This window comes from Grimontia celer (genome assembly GCF_900055185.1).
GTDB lineage: Bacteria > Pseudomonadota > Gammaproteobacteria > Enterobacterales > Vibrionaceae > Enterovibrio > Enterovibrio celer.
Genome location: NZ_FIZX01000001.1, coordinates 1,265,340 through 1,284,260, shown reverse-complemented (window position 1 = coordinate 1,284,260; position 18,921 = coordinate 1,265,340). Strand labels below are relative to the sequence as shown.

General features: G+C 47.2%; 13 protein-coding genes. 4 read left to right on the top strand and 9 right to left on the bottom strand.

Features of this window, described 5'->3' with window-relative positions; all coding sequences use genetic code 11:
* Nucleotides 1–105: 105 nt before the first annotated feature.
* Complete coding sequence (locus tag GCE9029_RS05695) at nucleotides 106–1,782, bottom strand: GMC oxidoreductase (RefSeq protein WP_062661594.1); 1,677 nt, start codon at nucleotides 1,780–1,782, stop codon at nucleotides 106–108.
* A gap of 442 nt (nucleotides 1,783–2,224) precedes the next feature.
* Here GCE9029_RS05695 and hrpA point away from each other — a divergent pair, with 442 nt between their 5' ends.
* The 4 genes from hrpA (at nucleotide 2,225) to GCE9029_RS05675 (ending at nucleotide 9,243) form a co-directional block, all read left to right on the top strand.
* Entirely contained in the window at nucleotides 2,225–6,127 is a 3,903-nt protein-coding gene (gene hrpA / locus GCE9029_RS05690; RefSeq protein WP_062663140.1) for an ATP-dependent RNA helicase HrpA, read from the top strand.
* Between the two features lie 339 nt (nucleotides 6,128–6,466).
* Entirely contained in the window at nucleotides 6,467–7,078 is a 612-nt protein-coding gene (locus tag GCE9029_RS05685) for a murein L,D-transpeptidase catalytic domain family protein (protein WP_062661592.1), read from the top strand.
* Between the two features lie 176 nt (nucleotides 7,079–7,254).
* Nucleotides 7,255–8,112: a DNA ligase gene (locus tag GCE9029_RS05680; protein WP_062661590.1), complete on the top strand. Its 858-nt coding sequence runs from the start codon at nucleotides 7,255–7,257 to the stop codon at nucleotides 8,110–8,112.
* A gap of 114 nt (nucleotides 8,113–8,226) precedes the next feature.
* Entirely contained in the window at nucleotides 8,227–9,243 is a 1,017-nt protein-coding gene (locus GCE9029_RS05675) for a substrate-binding domain-containing protein (RefSeq protein WP_062661588.1), read from the top strand.
* A gap of 76 nt (nucleotides 9,244–9,319) precedes the next feature.
* On the opposite strand, the gene GCE9029_RS05670 is transcribed toward GCE9029_RS05675, so the two are convergent.
* The 8 genes from GCE9029_RS05670 to GCE9029_RS05635 form a co-directional block, all read right to left on the bottom strand.
* Nucleotides 9,320–10,384, bottom strand: coding sequence for a hypothetical protein (locus GCE9029_RS05670; RefSeq protein ID WP_231870043.1), 1,065 nt, complete (start codon nucleotides 10,382–10,384; stop codon nucleotides 9,320–9,322).
* Between the two features lie 282 nt (nucleotides 10,385–10,666).
* Complete coding sequence (locus GCE9029_RS05665; RefSeq protein ID WP_062661585.1) at nucleotides 10,667–13,498, bottom strand: FAD-binding and (Fe-S)-binding domain-containing protein; 2,832 nt, start codon at nucleotides 13,496–13,498, stop codon at nucleotides 10,667–10,669.
* Between the two features lie 2 nt (nucleotides 13,499–13,500).
* Nucleotides 13,501–14,175: a LutC/YkgG family protein gene (locus GCE9029_RS05660; protein WP_062661582.1), complete on the bottom strand. Its 675-nt coding sequence runs from the start codon at nucleotides 14,173–14,175 to the stop codon at nucleotides 13,501–13,503.
* Nucleotides 14,172–15,602: a LutB/LldF family L-lactate oxidation iron-sulfur protein gene (locus tag GCE9029_RS05655; protein WP_062661580.1), complete on the bottom strand. Its 1,431-nt coding sequence runs from the start codon at nucleotides 15,600–15,602 to the stop codon at nucleotides 14,172–14,174. The genes GCE9029_RS05660 and GCE9029_RS05655 overlap by 4 nt, the downstream gene beginning before the upstream one ends.
* The gene (locus tag GCE9029_RS05650; protein WP_062661578.1) at nucleotides 15,599–16,372 is read right to left on the bottom strand and encodes a (Fe-S)-binding protein; all 774 of its coding nucleotides are present in this window, start codon (nucleotides 16,370–16,372) and stop codon (nucleotides 15,599–15,601) included. Before GCE9029_RS05650 ends, GCE9029_RS05655 begins: the two co-directional genes overlap by 4 nt.
* Nucleotides 16,373–16,636: 264 nt before the next feature.
* The gene (locus GCE9029_RS05645) at nucleotides 16,637–17,461 is read right to left on the bottom strand and encodes an HDOD domain-containing protein (protein ID WP_062661576.1); all 825 of its coding nucleotides are present in this window, start codon (nucleotides 17,459–17,461) and stop codon (nucleotides 16,637–16,639) included.
* 135 nt (nucleotides 17,462–17,596) lie between these two features.
* On the bottom strand, nucleotides 17,597–18,316 hold the full coding sequence (locus GCE9029_RS05640; RefSeq protein ID WP_062661574.1) for a DUF3581 family protein: 720 nt from the start codon (nucleotides 18,314–18,316) through the stop codon (nucleotides 17,597–17,599).
* A gap of 78 nt (nucleotides 18,317–18,394) precedes the next feature.
* Nucleotides 18,395–18,844, bottom strand: a complete 450-nt coding sequence (locus GCE9029_RS05635) for an NUDIX domain-containing protein (protein ID WP_062661572.1) — start codon at nucleotides 18,842–18,844, stop codon at nucleotides 18,395–18,397.
* Between the last annotated feature and the right edge of the window lie 77 nt (nucleotides 18,845–18,921).

The window sequence follows — 18,921 nt, the reverse complement described above, 5'->3', positions numbered from 1 at the left end:
TATCACACGCAAAGAAAGATGGTATAGCCAAGCTTCTAATGCGCCCGTCTTTGCGGAAACAAAAAACGGCATCGATTGATGCCGTTTTTTTGCTTAAGCGGACATTTAAAAATCTTCCTGAATCACTTTTTCAATATTGCGCTCAGCCAGCGCGGCAATGGTAAGTGATGGGTTTGCACCGCCTGTGTTTCCGGGAATCAGTGAACCATCCATGACGTAGAGCCCTGGATGATTTTTGACGCGGCCAAACATATCTGTAGCTTTACCTATTTCCATGCCGCCAACAGGGTGCGCGCCGGTAAAGATAACGTCATCAAATCCAGGGGCTCCCAGTTTCTGCCAATTCGCCCAAGCCATCTTGTTGTTCACAGCACGAACGGCATTTGTGGCGTCTGCTTCATGGGATTTAGGATAATGAAGAACGGCATCATCTTTTGCTGCATCAAAGTAGAAGTAACCTCGGTTGTTGAAGTCAGCGGTAACCGCAAGCGTCATCGACACACCGACTTCGGCAATGGCGGCGTTTGCCCAATTTTCGGCGATCACCGGGCTTTGACCTGAACCAGTAACATAGATAGCGGAAGGGGAAGGAGATGCTTGCGGCCCGCCTTGTGGAATGCCGAACCATGATTGACGGAATGCCATTCTGTTACCGTTGTCTCCCCAGTTCTTGCCAACGAAATCATTAAGCCCAGATAAGGTGCCTTTGGCTTTTGCGCGAACCAACATTCTTGGCGTGTGATAAGCGCCAGCCGCCATAATGAGTTTGTCACAGGTGACGGTCTTAGCGCTGATCTCCTCACCGTATGGGTTTAGCTCAACCACATCCAGTTCATAGATATCGCCATTCGGCCTTATATCCCTTACCTCGTGGTTATGGTGAACAGTGACGTTGCCTGTTGCTTCTGCCATTGGAATGTAGTTTTGGTCGAGGCTGTTTTTACAACCATTGCTGTTACCGAAATTGGTTAAGCCAATGGTGCAGGATGGAAGTGATTGACCTGTTAACTCTTCTCTCACCGTTCCCCAATTCCAGTTACCGTCAATCTTATAGGAGTCGTATCCCGCCTTGGCGGCTTCACGGTCCCAGTCCCGACAGTGCTTGAATGGGATGCTGTTGTATATGTCGTCCGGCATTTGTGAGAAGTTGAGTACAGACTTCACGCGCGGGTAATAGGTATTTACCATTTCGCTGTAAGAAATATCGGAAGGGAAAAGTTGCTCAAAGTATGATTGCTTTGGAACCGCTTTCACGCCAGTGTATATGACAGAACCGCCACCGACTGCAGTGCCAAGCAGAAGGTCAGAACCGCCAGTATAATTCTCTCCCGGTCTGTCGATGATATCCAACACGCCACAGAAGTTATCAATGGTTTTTGAATCGATGGCATTGAAAAATGGCAGGCGGTAGGTCAACGCAGGGAAGGTAGTTGATGTGCGATGCCAGAACATTCTTCCATCGGCAATCATATCGTGAGCAAAGATTTTTCGGGAGTCACTGAGAGGCCAACGGTTTCCACGCTCCAGAACGGCGGTTTTAATGCCTGCTTGCCCAAGGCGGAGTGCGCTCACTGCACCACCAAAGCCACTGCCGATGATGATAACAGGGTAGTGATAAGAAAGGCGGGGTGGTGAATTGAACAGCTCTGGCAATAAAGTTTCGTAACTAAATAGCAGGGGAACGATTGATGCTTGAGATTCACTGGCGTATGGCGCAACGGCCGCGGCTACAGATACACCCAATGCAGATTTGACGAACTTTCTTCTTGCAGGGTTATTCATTTGGTGTCTCCTTAATGCACAATCTGGCGACTGCCTGATTGCTTGTGCAACTTGTTGGTGATTGGACGATGCACAAATGAGAAGCGTCCTGTTAACTAAATGAAATAATGACGTTGTCTAAGAAGCTCACGATATATTTCATGTCCAAAATAACATGCACATTTATATTGTGGTTTTTCATGTTTAAGAAAGAAGGTCCGGGATAAATAGAAAGAGCCAGCGAATGCCGGCTCGAATATGCAAGTAGTTTTTCTTTGACCACAAAAAGTCAATAACGAACGGCTCAATGTTCTTTAGAATCTGGAAGTAAGATTGAAGATCGAGCTTGCAGCGTGATGTGGTAGAATCTTCGCAATTTTTCAAACGGTACTGAGCTTTATTGAGTCTTACGCTCGTATCGTGAGTGGATTTTCTTCAAAACAGCATTTCTTTGGATATCGATTTGACCGCTTCAATCCATCAAAACAACGCTAAAACGCTTTTCGCTGCGCTTGATGATTGCATGCTGAAAGACAAGTTTCGTCTCAGCAAACGCATCAAGGGAGCACAACGCATTAAGAAAGACGAAGCCCGTCAGGCTGTCTTCGATGAGATCGCGCTGGACATCGCTAAGTCGATGCAAGTGCGTATGCAACGCTTGGCCAATAAGCCAAACATTACTTTCCCCGAGCAACTGCCAGTCAGTCAGAAAAAAGACGACATTGCAGAGGCGATTGCCAACAATCAGGTAGTCATTGTTGCCGGTGAAACCGGTTCAGGTAAAACCACGCAGTTGCCTAAAATCTGTATGGAGCTGGGACTTGGTGTATCAGGCGTCATTGGCCACACCCAACCCCGCCGCCTGGCTGCGCGCTCAGTCGCTACCCGTATTGCAGAAGAACTGGAAACCGAACTGGGTAAAACTGTCGGTTACAAAGTTCGATTCAACGATCAGGTATCTGAAGAGTCACGTGTGAAACTCATGACGGACGGTATTCTGCTGGCGGAAATCCAGCATGACCGTTTCCTGAATCAGTATGACTGCATCATCATCGATGAAGCGCACGAACGCAGCCTTAATATCGACTTCATCCTCGGTTACCTGAAGCAGCTTCTACCAAAGCGCCCAGATCTCAAACTGATCATCACATCGGCAACCATCGACCCTGAGCGCTTTTCTAACCACTTCCGTGGCGCGCCGATTATCGAAGTCTCTGGCCGTACCTATCCTGTGGAAGTGCGCTATCGCCCTCTAGTCGAAGATAGCGAAGATACGGATCGTGACCAGCTTCAGGCTATTTTCGATGCAGTCGATGAACTGCATGACGAAGGGCCGGGCGATATTCTGATCTTCATGAACGGTGAGCGTGAAATTCGTGATACGGCCGATGCGCTGAATAAACGCAATTTGCGTGATTGCGAGATTTTACCGCTCTATGCACGTCTGTCATCGGCAGAGCAAAATCGTGTGTTCCAGTCCCACTCTGGTCGACGCATTGTTCTGGCAACTAACGTAGCGGAAACCTCGCTGACGGTTCCTGGCATCAAGTATGTGATTGACCCAGGTACGGCGCGTATTTCGCGTTACAGCTACCGTACCAAGGTTCAGCGCCTGCCAATCGAACCCGTTTCTCAGGCGAGCGCGAACCAGCGTAAAGGTCGCTGTGGTCGTGTGTCTGACGGTATCTGTATTCGCCTGTACTCAGAAGAAGATTTCCTGTCGCGTCCTGAGTTTACCGACCCGGAAATTCTGCGTACCAATTTAGCGTCCGTTATTCTTCAAATGACGGCGATTGGTCTTGGCGACATTTCAGCCTTCCCATTTGTTCAGCCGCCTGATAGCCGCAACATTTCAGACGGTGTACGCCTGCTTGAAGAGCTTGGCGCGCTGAAAGAGGGCAAGAAAGATGACGATCATAAGCGCTTGACCGAAACTGGTCGCAATCTGGCGCGCTTGCCAATCGACCCACGTTTGGCACGTATGGTGCTGGAATCAGCCCGTCATGGCTCATTGCATGAAGTCATGGTAATTGCGTCTGCGCTGTCAATTCAGGATCCGCGTGAGCGTCCATCCGACAAACAGCAGCAGTCTGATGAGAAGCATCGCCGTTTTAACGACAAAGAGTCAGATTTCCTCGTTTATGTGAATCTTTGGGAATACATCAAAGAGCAGCAAAAAGAGCTTTCAGGTAACCAATTCCGCAAGCAGTGTAAGAAAGACTATCTGAACTACCTTCGTGTTCGTGAGTGGCAGGATGTCCATTACCAAATTCGTCAGGTGGTGAATGAGTTGGGCTTCAAGATTAATCAGGAACCGTCTGATTATCAGTCCATTCATATGTCGCTGCTGGCGGGTTTGCTCTCTCATATTGGCCTGAAAGATCAGGAGAAGAACGAATATCAGGGCGCGCGTAATGCCCGTTTCAATATCTTCCCAGGATCAGGGATCCTCAAGAAGCAGCCGAAGTGGGTGATGGTGGCAGAGCTGGTCGAAACCTCGAAGCTTTGGGGGCGTGTTGCCGCCAAGATCCAGCCTGAATGGGTAGAGCCGCTGGCAAAACATCTTATCAAGCGCAGCTACTCCGAGCCGCACTGGGAGAAAAAGCAGGCTGCGGTATTCGCGTTCGAGAAAGTCATGCTTTATGGCATTCCTATCGTTCCGAAGCGTAAGGTCAATTACGGCAGCATCGATTCGGTTATCAGCCGAGAAATCTTTATCCGGTCTGCGCTGGTGGAAGGGGATTGGGATACCAAACACAAGTTCTTCCATCAGAACCGTAAAATGCTGGCGGAAGTCGAAGAGCTTGAGAAGAAATCACGTCGCCGCGATATTCTGGTTGATGATGACACGCTCTACGAGTTCTACGATCAGCGTATCGAACATACCGTAGTTTCCGGTCGTCATTTCGACAGCTGGTGGAAGAAAGTCAGCCGTGATGAACCGGAAAAGCTGAACTTCGAGAAAGCCATGCTGCTGGCAGGTGACGCCAGCCATGTCACTGAACTTGATTACCCGAACTTTTGGCATCAAGGCAATCTGAAGCTCAAGTTAAGCTATCAGTTTGAGCCAGGTGAAGATCACGATGGTGTGACGGTTCACATTCCGTTGCCAGTGTTGAACCAGATTGAACCTGAAGGGTTTGATTGGCAAATCCCGGGATTACGCCACGAGCTGATTGTTGCACTTATTAAATCGCTACCTAAAACGTTACGACGTAACTTTGTGCCGGCACCAAACTATGCGTCTGCATTCCTGCAGCGTGTTACGCCAATGGAAATGCCGTTGTTAGATGCGTTGGAGAAAGAGCTCAAACGTATGACAGGCGTGACTGTGCTTCGTGAAAGCTGGCAGCTAGATCAGTTGCCTGAGCATTTGAAGATTACTTATCGCGCGGTGGACCATAAGAATCGCAAGCTGAACGAAAGCTACGATTTGTATGAGCTGAAAGATGGCTTGAAAGAGAAGGTTCAGGAAACCTTGTCTCAGGTTGCGGATGACGATATCGAGCAACAAGGGCTGACCACTTGGAGCTTTGGTACGCTGCCGAAAATGTATCAGCAAAAACGCGGTGGCTTTGAAGTAAAAGCTTTCCCTGCGATTGTTGATAACAAAGATTCGGTGGGTATTAAGCTTTACGAAACTGAAGAAGAGCAGCGACAGGCCATGCAACAGGGTCAGCGTCGACTGATCCTTCTTAACGTACCATCGCCAATCAAGTACCTGCACGACAACTTGCCGAACAAGTCCAAACTCGGTTTGTACTTCAACCCTTACGGCCGCGTGCTGGATTTAATTGATGACTGCATTGCCTGTGGTGTCGATAAGTTGATTGAGTCGCAGGGCGGTTTGAAGTGGCAACCTGAAGAGTTTGAAGCGCTGAAGGAGTATGTTCGTGCAGAACTGGGTGACACAGTGGTGGAAATCGCCAAACAGGTAGAGCAGATCCTGACGACGGCATTCAGCATTAATAAGAAGCTGAAAGGTAAAATCGATTTCACCATGGCGTTCGCCCTGTCGGATATTAAAGCTCAGGTAGAAAGCTTGATCTTCAAAGGGTTTGCGACAGAATGCGGATGGAAACGTCTGCCGGACATTCAACGTTATCTGAATGCGGTAGAGCGTCGTTTGGAGAAACTGCCGATTGATCCTAACAAGGATCGTCTGCACATCCTCAAGATTGAATCTGTCACTAACGACTATAAAGAGCTGCTGAATAAAATCCCGAAAGGGCAGCGTGTTCCTGCGGCGGTGAAGGAAATCCGCTGGATGATTGAAGAGCTTCGTGTCAGCTATTTCGCCCAGCAACTTGGCACGCCTTATCCGATTTCAGATAAGCGCATCAAGAACGCCATCGACGCAATCTAGTTCTGCTTTACAGTCATGCTTCATCTTAGAAGCACTTATCTATAAAAATAGAAAGCCAGCGTTGTCGCTGGCTTTCTCACCTTTTGCCGCTATGGCAACATTCCCTAAAGACAAGGATAACAAACGGCAATCATATGCCTTTATCCGCGTAAACGAGCAAGTGATGTGGGTTGGGAAGAGAACTTAACTTGTTTAACTAAAAGCTAACTTACTGAAAAATAATAATTAATCGTTTCAGATAAGGCTCTGGCACGAATTTTGGTATGACATAAATGGGATTAGCCGATTTGCATTGCTCGGCACGCATTTTTTAATCACATACCATTTACGGGGAATGTTATGTTTAAGGCGTTGAAAGCGACTTTTGCGCTCATTTTATTACTGTTTTCTGCGAACGTGTTCGCAGCCATTCTGCCAGATGCGCAGTCTATGTATCGGCAACTTAGCCTCTCTGATGAGGTATCTTTCGACAAATTCCAGAAAGCCTACAACCACTTCCGCACACACAGAACAGGAAAATCTGTTTTCACCCTCATTGACTACGGCAAACCCTCTTCAGAAAAACGTTTTTGGGTCATTGATGCGGCGAAGCGTAAAGTACTGTTTGCTTCTTATGTCTCCCATGGCAAAAACAGCGGCTCACTTTATGCGAAGAAATTTTCCAACGTGGTGAACTCTCGCCAGACTTCTATTGGCGTGTTCCGCGCTGCTGAGACCTACTATGGGAAACACGGTTACTCATTGCGCCTCGATGGTTTGTCTAAAGGCGTGAATGATAACGCGCGTCGCAGAGCTATTGTGATCCATGGCGCGGCGTATGCTCATCCGAACGTGATTGCGAAAACAGGTCAGCTGGGTCGCAGTTGGGGTTGCCCGGCGCTGCCGAATTACTTGTCGAAGAAAGTGATTAATACCATCAAGAACGGCACTTATATTTACGCCTTTGCTTGATGTTTAAATACGAATTTAAGAACGGCGCATTCAGACGAATGCGCCGTTTTTTTGTTTGTGCCTGCAACAACAGAATGAGATTTTGACGAGACATCTCAAATCGCTTATTCGAACTGGTATTCGAGAGAGCGGGAGGAAAAATGGATTCAACCTCTTGAAATTATTGTGTCGATGCCATGAAACCTGCTCCATTGCTTTTAGCCATCAGTTTAGGTCTGGCAACCAGTCAGCATGTCTATGCCACCACTTGCTTGCACTATAAGCCTCAGCTCGCGATCCCATTTGAAGAGTCTGAAATCAGTCACTGGGAAAATTATGTGTTCAGTGAAAAACTCGATGGTATTCGAGCTTACTGGAGCGGACAGTACCTTTTTACCCGCCAAGGCAAACTGATCTATGCGCCAAAATGGTTTATTGATGCGTTACCGGAAATACCACTGGAAGGTGAGCTTTGGATTGGTCGTAACCGTTTCGAGGAAACCATGGCGGCGGTGATGGATGGCAAACCTGATGACAAAGAGTGGGGGAAGGTGAAGTTTATGGTCTTCGACCTACCAGCAAGCCTTGATAGCTTTGATATTCGCTACAAGCAGTTTAGGAGCATGGCGCAAGGGCTGAATATTCCTCATCTTGGCTTTGTTGAACACAAACCCGTAGAAAACAAAGTATCACTGTTGGCTTTACTTGAGGCGATCAATGAGGCTGGCGGCGAGGGTTTGATGCTTAGAAAGCTAAGCGGCATTTATCAGGCAGGGCGCTCGGCAAACGTCATAAAGATGAAAGTGGCTGATGATGCCGAAGCCGAGGTGATTGGGTATGTAGACGGCAAAGGAAAACATGAAGGCCGGATGGGGGCATTGGTGGTAAGAATGCCTGATGGAAAGGAATTTAAAATCGGTACAGGCTTTTCAGACTTTCAAAGGGAAAACCCACCAGAGCTTGGTGAGCTGGTGACATACCGTCACAACGGATTTACTAAAAATGGTATTCCGAAGTTCGCGCGTTTTATGCGGGTGGATGCCAGCAAACAATAATCATAGCTGTGCGATCTGAGAGTTAATGTTATGGGTCACACTTTGCATATTCCTATTGGCGAATAACTGAATCTGCTCAAAAACTTATATCAAGGGTCTTTTGAGGAGAGTGATATGGAAAAAAGTCGCCGTCCCACTATGAATGATGTGGCTGAACGTGTTGGTGTCACCAAAATGACTGTCAGTCGCTACCTCAAACATCCTCATAAAGTCGCTAAACAAACAGGAGAGAAAATCCAAATAGCACTGGATGAGCTAGGGTATATTCCTAATCGGGTTCCCGACATTCTTTCCAACCGCAGTAGCAAAACGCTCGGTGTTATCCTTCCTTCTTTGCGCCATCCCGTGTTCCAACAAGTAATTGCGGGAATAGAAGCTGTCACTGAAGAAAATGGCTACCAAGTCATGCTGGCTCATGGCGGCTATGAGGCAGAGATCGAACAACAGCGTATTGAATCATTGCTCTCTTTTAATGTTGATGGGCTTATCCTTGCTGACAATGAACATACAGCAAAATCGCTGAAAATGATCCAGACAGCCGGTATTCCTTACGTAGAAGTCATGGATTCAACCGCCACAGAAACCACTCAAGGTGTTGGTATTGATAACGAGCTTGCCGCCTTTTCCATGGTGACACTGATGATTGAGCGCGGTTTCGAGCACATTGTATGCCTGAATGTGAAAAAGGGGATCCGAACCTCAAGCAAGCTTCAAGGTTACGTCGATGCCATGGAAGATGCGGGAATCACGCCAAGAAGTATTACCGCAAAGGCGGAATCGTCCGTGTCACTGGCTCGCAAAATGACGACCAAGGTATTAGATCGCTACCCGGATACCGATGCTTTCTTCTGCACAGATGATGAGCTTGCGGCTGGCGTGTTGATTGAGTGCCAAAATCAAGGGCTGTCAGTTCCTGAGCAGATTGGCATCGCCGGAATTCATGCGCTGGACATAGGGCAATCTATGATGCCGAAACTGGCCAGTGTCGTGACGCCTGATAGAGAAACGGGGGAAAGGGCGGCACTGACCTTACTTAGTATGATTAACGGCACAGAATGGCAGTCAGAGCCTTTAGAGTTTGAGATTGATGAAGGGGACAGTTTGGTCAGAGAAGGTGAGTCTAATTACTGATAACACATTTTCTGCCCTCGTTAATTCATAAATTCAGTCAACTCAGCATCTTTTGAGCGGACTGTTCTAAAAACAATTAGCGTTTTACGCCTTCCATACCGTTTTCTCTTACTCGAACACCGTTTATCAAGGCCACGACCATGTCTGTTGCATTGAGGGGCTTTAACTCAGGGTAATCGTCAATTTCAATTTTGCCTTCAATTTCAATATGAGCAAATCGCACACTGTTTACCTTTGAATCCGTACTCACCCATTTGAACTCTCGCTCAGTATCTGAGTATTTACCATCATTTATAAACAAACGTCCGTTGCGGCCTGCAACCTTAGTTTTACTGCTCGCTATAAAGGATAAGAGGCCTGATACTTGACTAATTTCTTGTTTAAGTGCTGTTTCATCACTGTAAACTACCACTAACAGTCTAAAAATTGATTTTTTACCATTGAAAAACTCAAAGGCATAATTTTCCTGGAAGTATCCTTGCTGGGTTTGCACAGGGCTGCTGTTGTTTATCAAAATACCGTTTGGCATGCAGATGCCAAACTGATTATGAGGCCATGGCTGGTGAATCACCGTTTCCGATATGGCTTCTTTCATCCAAGTGACTCGGCTGTTAAACGTTTCCTGCACATTTTCAACATTACGGGGAATATGGCCGATGGCCAACCCTTGAATTGAAAGGCCCATCTGTTGCTCTGGAAAGTCCTGGAAAAAATAAGTGGTGAATGAGTAAGGGGCGTTATCATCGTCCATTAGGCCTCGAATATCCGCATGGAAGCTGACCGTTTTCAAATGAGGTTTCAATTCCTGTATGACATATTCTGTAGGAGAAAACTCTGAATCTTTTTGCCGTTTTTTATCTATATAACTTAACCACTGTTCCAGTCTTTGCTCCCCTCGGTATAAGCCTCCCTCCGTCTTATCGCCCTCCGCATACATATCGATTGAAAACTCAGGTTGGCCATATCCTGCCTCAAGCAATGTCATATCTTTGGGTAACTCAAGTTCAAAACGGCCTGCACAATGACGCACTAGGGTTAGACTGCGCTGTCCTAACTCAATTTGAGATTCAATACTTGTATCCATAGCCATACTTTGGCTTCCCCATGTTGAAAGCCCAATTAAAAACAAAACAATTTTCATATGCACGATTAACAGCCCTTAAATTGCTTTTGAATATGGGGTTCTATGTTACTTGAGAGGGAAAATCCCCAATACCCTAATAACTCCATAAAGTCGAAACGCGACGATGAATTGCTGAGAAATCTCAAGCGTGAGGGTCAAGTGACCAGGCTAGTCATTATTGGGAATTTTTGTTTGCTGAGTCTCGTAGGGTTCATGATCGGGCGAGCGTTTGAGAAATAAAAAGCCCTTTAACGTGGCAACGTAAAGGGCATGAGAATGGACAGGGTGAAGCAATTAGCGTTAACCGCGAGGTCGTGAAGCTTCATCCAACAGGTAAAGAATGCTTCGGTAAGGAATGCCGCTGTGATGGGTTAATCCAATCTCACAAGTCCTACTGTTACTGAATCCCCGCGTACATCCATCTGGAATCTGAGTTTTTAGCGGAGAAAGGGCAGACTCATTGAGTTCTGGCGTGAAAAAGCCTTTATCCCCTGCAAAACCACAACACTCAATATGTTCCGGTACAATCACTTCCTTTGCACACGCTTTAGTGGCTTTCAGCAATGTATCTGCTAATCCCATACGTCTCGAACTGCAGGTGATATGAAGCATCACGGTTTCATCCAGTGGCTTGATATCCAGCGCATCAATGAGGTGTTCCATGATAAAGCCTGCAGGCTCCATGATATTCATGGTCTGGGAAAATTGTTCCTTACTGAGTTTGGTGCAAGGGCTGGTATCCATCAGCACCGGGATTTTTCCGTGTTGGCTTGCATGCCAAAGCGCGGCCTGAAGTTCCTCGCTTTTGTTCTTGGCAATAGAATTCATGCCTTTACTGTCGTAAGGCATACCGCAACAGAGTGATTTGAGTGAGTTTGGTGTAATAACTTGATATCCCGCCCGCTCAAGAAGTGACAATGTCACCTCGGTCAGTGAGTGTTTGTCATCACTGGTCACTGCATTGCCCATATTGCGAGAGGCACAAGAAGGGAAGTAAACGACTTTTTTCTCTTTAGCGACAGCAGATGGCTCGACCTGAGTGCTATTCGAAACAGGAAAGTTCTCATGCCAGCTTGGGGTTCTACCCTTGGTCAGTTTACGAAGTCCATTGAAGGTCGAGCTGAGCGCTTTTTGGCCTAGCGTTGTCTGCATCACTTTATTGGTGGTCAGACCGAATCGCGTCATAGCAGTGACAGTTGAGAAATGATCTGCCGTCCAGGTCGCAATCGGCGTAAAGCGTTTGTATTTCTCTGTACGTACCTTCTTGATGAGATCACCGGTATTGATACCCACAGGACAGCGGTCAGCACATAGTCCAGTTGCGGCACAGGTATCTACACCAAGGTAATCAAAAGCCTTCTGAAGCTCTGCATATCGCTCAGTAGAACCGTCTCGCTCTAAACGGCTAAGTTCACGATACATGACGATCCGCTGTCTTGGTGACAGTGAAAGTGTTCTTGATGGGCACACAGCCTCACAGAAACCACATTCGATACAGCGATCGACGAGATCATCTGCTTTTGGCATCGGTTTCAGGTTCTTAACGTGCGCATGCGGGTCGTCATTGATAATCACGCCCGGATTGAGTAGTCCTCTCGGGTCAAACAAGGTTTTGATGCGTTGCATCAGTGAGTAGGCATCAGTTCCCCATTCCAACTCAACGTAGGGCGCCATGTTACGACCGGTACCATGCTCTGCTTTTAAAGAGCCGCCATATTTCACGGCAACGAGCTGCGCGACGTCATCCATAAATTTGCCATAGCGTTCAACTTCTTCTGAGCTATCAAACCCTTGAGTGAAGACGAAGTGCAAGTTACCTTCTAACGCATGTCCGAAGATAATGGCCTCGTTGTAATCGTATTGGGTAAACAGTGCCTGAAGTTCACGTACGCCTGATGCCAGACGCTCAACGGGGAAGGCGACATCTTCGATAATCACTGTTGTACCCGCTTCTCGAACAGCGCCAACGGCAGGGAACATGCCTTTACGAATCCCCCATAATGTTGCGACTGTGTTTGCGTTAGACGTAAAAGCGACTTGATGTGGAACGTCATATTCTGCGATGGAAGAAAGAATGGTTTTGCACTGTTGGTCGAGTGTGTCTTGATCCGCAGCTCGGGACTCCACCAGCAGGGCACAATGTTCGAGTGTGAGTTGTGGCAGGAAATCGGGCATGCCGGGCTTGTCGGCGACTGATCTTAATGCGCGACCATCCATCATTTCTACTGATGACACCGGTGTTTTAGAAAGCGCGGTGACGGCATTCGATGCAGTTTCGATATCGCTAAATACCAACAGTGATGAGGCTTTGTTTGGGTGCTCGACTACGGTGTGGTAAGTGATCTCGGCAATAAAGCCCAATGTACCTTCAGAGCCAACCATGAGGTGTGTCAGCACATCGATGGGATCAGTGAAATCAATCAGTGCATTAAGCGCGTAACCAGTGGTGTTCTTTAAGCGATATTTATGGGCAATGCGCGACTTTAGTTCTTTATTCTCATTCACCTCATTACAAAGCGATTGAATCCCTTCGATAAGATGCTGGTGGCTTTGTTTGAATTGATTGACTGATTGGGAGTCACTGGTGTCGAGTAGCGTACCGTCATGGAAAACAATCTTCATTGACTCAACGGTTTTATAGGTGTTCTGCGCGGTACCGCAGCACATGCCACTAGCGTTGTTCGCCGCGATACCACCGATCTTACAACTATTGATCGAAGCAGGATCCGGCCCAATCTTACGTTCAAAAGGGGCAAGGTAGCGATTGGCATCAGCACCAATCACACCTGGTTGAAGTCGGATTTTTTCACCGTCTTCTAGAATGGTGTGGTTACGCCAGTTGTCTGTCAGTGTAATCAAGACTGAATCTGATACTGCTTGACCGGACAGACTGGTGCCTGCAGCGCGGAAGGTGAAAGGGACGTTTAACTCGCCGCAGGTTTGAATGATGAACACCACATCATCTAAGTTATCCGCCTGAACGACGATTTTTGGAATAAGCCGGTAAAAGCTGGCATCGGTGCCATAAGCTAAACGTCTGGTTTCATCTGTGATTAGACGCTGCTCAGGTATCCTTTGCAACAGCGCTTCCTGCAAAGTTTGATAGATTGAATCGGCCAATGTCTGGCTCATGGTCACTCCTTAACCAAAATCAGGACGAGGCGCTTCGGTCCGTGCGCGCCATATGCAAGAGTCTGTTGGATATCTGCGGTCTTTGATGGGCCGGAAATCAACACAAGATTTGTCGGAGGCTCAGTATCCCATCCTGCATCTTTCCAGAACGGCGATGTCATTAACTCGCTGAAATTAGACACAATGTCAGATTCACGAAGGATAGCAATGTGTACAGGAGGAACCAGTGACAGGGCTCGCGGTTCGTCTTCGCCTGTTACGATAGCCAATGTACCAGTATCCGCAATGGCGGCTTTAATCACATTAACGCTGGCATCTACTTCCTGAAACAACGTGGATTTTAAAGATTCCATGGTTTGGTTATATTTGAGCGCCGTTGTCTCAGGACATTGGTTTGCGATAACTTCCGCCAACGGGCTGTTTTTCGAGAACAGTACTTTTTCGAAACCATTGCTTTGAATACATTCCGCTAACGCAGTCTCAATGCTCCCTTTATCTGTACGGATAATTTCCGTATGGCTTGCATTCATGCATTTAGCCAATCGATCGACACGCATTTGTGCATCGTCTGAACTCCAGGCATACCATTCTGGCAATTCATCATTTTTTTGTGTGCGTGGTGCTGCGTTCAATTTGCCGAAGATCACAGCGCGCGCGTTTTGGCTTTGTGTTTTCATTTCTTATCTCCATTGCGCTGCGCGATTTTGGCTTTGAGAGATGTTTTGGCGAGTTTGGGTTTAACGCGGCATTGCGTCCAGTTGCCGAGATGATTCGGAATAAGCCCATTCATCTTTCTCGCTGCATTTAAGCCTGTGTGGTAGAGCGATGGATGCGTGGCGGCATAAGCGAAGCCTTTCATCGCCGCTTTCTCCAAGGCATTACTCGCCGTATTCTGGCCATCAAGTACCTCGTGGTTTGGCTCGGATTTGTTCTTGGATTCCTGACGCAAGCGCTGAAGCAATGAAGGAATGGGAATACGAACTGGGCAGACTTCCTCACAGGCACCGCACAAACTGGATGCTGTGATCAATTCTTTCGTACTGTCGATGCCCATCAGGTGTGGGGAGATAATCTTCCCAATTGGCCCCGGATAAACTGTGCCGTACGCGTGGCCACCAATGCGGGTATAAACCGGACAGTGGTTCATGCAAGCTCCACAGCGAATACATTGGAGTGTTTTACGCAGTTCTTCGTCGTGATAAGCCTGAGTGCGCCCGTTGTCCAACAAGATTAGGTGTACTTCTTCGGGACCATCTAGCTCGTCTTCTTTGCGCGGACTGCTGATCATATTGAAGTAGGTAGTGATGTTTTGTCCGGTGGCTGAGCGGGTCAGTGCACTATAGAGCGGAGGCACATCTGACAGGTACTCGACCACTTTTTCTATACCGGTTATCGCAATGTGTACTTTCGGAATGGTGGTACACATACGCCCGTTGCCTTCATTTTCAACCAGGCAAAGGGTGCCTGTTTCAGCAACGGCGAAATTCACGCCCGAAACACCTATCTCTGCTTCCTGATAGGCTTGGCGTAAAGCATTACGTCCAGTTCGGATAAGAATGTCGACGTCTATTGTCGGTTTGAAGTCATCCAGATTGTGTTCGAAGGTATCTGAGACTTGCTGTTTGTTCTTGTGAATAGCGGGCATGATGATGTGCGATGGCGTGTCTCCATCCAACTGTACAATGTATTCGCCCATATCACTTTCCAGGCAGCGCACCCCTTGCTTTTCCATGTGATGATTGAGGCCGATTTCCTCGCTAACCATGGATTTTCCTTTCACCATCAAGGTGGCTTGATGTTTCTTCGCAATATCACTGAAGATGGCATTCGCTTCATCTGCATTCAGTGCCCAATGAACGTGGATACCATTTCGGGTGAGCTGTTTTTCAAGTTTTTCGAGAAGTTCTGGCAGTTTACTTAAGCAGCGTTGGCGGATCGCTTCTGCGAGATCACGTACAGCTTTTTCTTCGGCCGCTTCAGGAAAGGCATCACGGCGTTTACCGCGAAGGTAATCCATAGCCCCTCGAAAATTCTGACGTAACTTTTTATCTCCCAGCGCGTCTTTTGCTTGAGGGTGAAAATGCTCAGGCGTATTGCGATTCATTGATCACCTCCGGCCACAGCAACTCGTTCCGCCAAAAATCGGGCAATATGTTTGCCTCTGAATGTCTCGCCTTTGTATTCCAGTGCGCCATTGATATTCAACATGCATCCCCAATCCGCACTGACGAACTGCACGCCGCCGGTGTTTTTCAGGTTATTGGACTTGTCGTCTACCATGGCTTCACTGATGTTTGGATGGCGGACAGAGAAAGTACCGCCGAAGCCGCAGCATTCTTCCTCGTAGTCGGGATGTTTGACTTCGACATTATCGAGTTGGCTGAGTAAGTGAGCGGTGTAGATGTGAACGTTCATTTCGCGTCTTGCTGCGCAAGAAGTGTGAACGGCGACCGTGGTTTCTTCGCCTTGGTCTTCGAACTTGGCGCGACATACATTGGTGAGAAACTCAGTGAGCTCGAATACGCGCGCCGAAAAAGACTTGGCGGCGTCAGCCAGCGCATGACCTTCAAACAATCTGGGGTAGTGGTGAACCATCATGCCGCCGCAAGAACCAGAAAGAATGACGACAGGGATATTTTCAGGAAACAGAGCCATTTGATGCTCAGCGACGGTTCTTGCTTCTTCTGTATAGCCAGAGCTGTAAGCGGGCTGTCCACAGCAGGTTTGTTTAGGAATAAACTCGACATCAATGCCTTGTTGTTCTAACAGGGAAATGGCGTCTAGGCCTGTCTCCGGGTCAAAGGCGTCGACCAGGCAGGTAGCGTAGAGATAAACCTTCTGCGGCTTAGCAGGGTAGATTCGAGGTTGTTGCATGTGCTGTCCTCGCGACATTGCTTTCTGAATACCCAAACAACGTTGAAATTCTGAAACATACTGTTGCTGGATACAGTGTAATTAACCCATGTATTGGGTTTTGTATTTTTATTAGAAAGCCAGCTTATGCCTCTGTTATCTTGCGATAAATAGCATTAAATGAATTTATTGTTTCCAAAAACGACGCAATAGGAAGGGGCTTGACTTGCTTTGAACAAAAGAAAAGCGCCTTTTCGGCGCTTTTCGAAAGGACATTGGTTGTGCTTAGAGCAGAGACTTAGCCATCTCGCGACCAGCACCACGAATATCGTCAATCGACTCAACAACATTTTCATTGAGTCCAAGCATGCTGTATTCGAGTTGATGGTTAAGCCAGGTGATTTTGGCTTCTCCATCGACAAGGCTGTCCCAGTTTCCGTCAACTTTTGCACAAAAATTGATGATAGCGGCAAGTTGAGAGAAGTTATCGCCTTGAACGGCACCATATTGGTGAGCGATGGCGTCGACCAGTGTATCTGCAAACTTCCAGCTCTTGGCTAGCTCACCGCCCAGTTGTGCATTGTCTGTGTTTAAAACAATTTGCTGTGCTTCAGGCTTGGTTTTGCCAGCTTCCATGTGGAGTTCGACTTTTTGAGCCTTGTCCGGGTAAACGGTATAAATCAACAAGTCACCGATGTTGTGCAGCATGCCCGCGGTAAAAGCTTCGTTTTGATCTGCTTTGAGCTCCTTCGCAACACTTTTACATAAGGTTGCTACTTCGAAGGTGGTTCCCCAAAACTCGTTGAGATCCAATCCTTCAATCTTTGGAAAAGTACTCATCAGCGCCGAAGCCGTTACGAGCGTACGGATAGGACCCAGACCCAGTCGAATAACCGCTTCATCAACAGAAGAGACGCTTCTGCCTCGACCAAAGTGGGCTGAGTTTGACAGACGCAAAACGCGAGCACTGATCACTTGATCCATCGCGATTTTTTCCGAGATTTGGTTCATGTCTGAACCTTCACTGTTCACCAAATCCATCAGTTCCTGAACGACCTTTGGAATCTTTGGGAGCTTATCGATATGAGAGAGTAGATTCGCAGTTGCCATATTTAACTCCAGCGCGCTATTGATAAGTTAAATATAGAACAGTGTGTGAAAAGTGTGACTAAATATTGAACATAAGACATTGACGCAAATAAAAAACCCCGAATGAATCGGGGTTCATATGGTATGTCGTACAGGTTATGCAGGCTGTGCAGATAAGAATTCTGATTTTCGGCTGTTGAACCTATCAACCAAAGCATCTACCGCTGAGGTTTCGTATTCGCGAAGGCCGCTACACACCATTTTTTTCTTTCCTTCACCAATAACTTCGCCGTTTTCTCTGAACGCAAAGGCAAGAATAACAGCGCCACGCTTACCGGATACTTCCATGGTGGAGTTAGTTAGCTCAACTGTCGGGTTTGAAAAGTTAAGGTGTTTGAAGTTGAGCTCCATGCTCTCGTACATCACCAGCGGGCGATCTGGATTGATCATCATGCCGCTTTCTTCCATCAAAGGAACCATGATGTGGGGGAAGTTCATGCCAGAGAATTTCACGTAGTTTTCGGCAACATTAGCCGCAAGCTTCTCATTGACCAAATTATCGCCTTCGCGGTGCATGGTTAGATAACATTTGTCGTTTGCATCGATCACATCCAGGTGACCGTTTTCATCCTCGCGAATCGCGAGGCCAAGATTATCAGAAATCATGCCTGAAAAGCTGACTCGCATATTCTGGCTAATACCAGCCTTCGCAAGAAGAACAGAGAAAAGAAGATCACCTGGTACGCAGAATCGTTTGGAATCCTCGTCGTGAATCGGGTTGAAATCGCCGGCAACGAGTTTGGCGAAGTGACTTGCCTGTTGGCGAGTGAAAACGAATTGACCGTCTTTCTGACTGAAGTAGTTATCTAACTGCATGATCTCTTTTGGTGGATGTCCACTGTTAATCTTGTTGGGCATTGTAACTGAGTGACTAACAACAAATGGTCTAGCCAGTTACATAATGTGACCTTGATAGATCTTGTCGAAGGATTTGGTTTGAAGCGCTCCCACCATGGCTTTTGGAAAGAAAAGCAAATCCGGCAGTTTATCGAGTGGCATCCAAACCATACCTATTTGGTCTTTATCCGGTTCTGATGCTTCGGTGATCTGTCGGAAATTAGTTGCTTCAACAAAGAGTTCTATTTGATGGAGGTGTTTGGGTAGATAAGTGGTTTCCAATTCATCCGCAATCACTTCACGGACAAAAAGAATGTCGCCCATATCTGCTTCACCGCCCGTTTCTTCAAGAAGCTCTCGTTTAAACGCAAGGTCGAGCGTTTCATTGTGCTGTATGCCACCACCAGGAATAATGTACCAAAGGCCACGATCGTCGCGATGTTCAGCGAGCAGAATGGTATTGTCTCGGTAACAAACAGCACGGACTGAAACTCTGAGAGGGTGCATCAATGGAAGTCCTTTGCTTACGAAGTGAAAACACAGCATACAGAGAGGCTACGGACGGATTCAATGTTTGATAATGC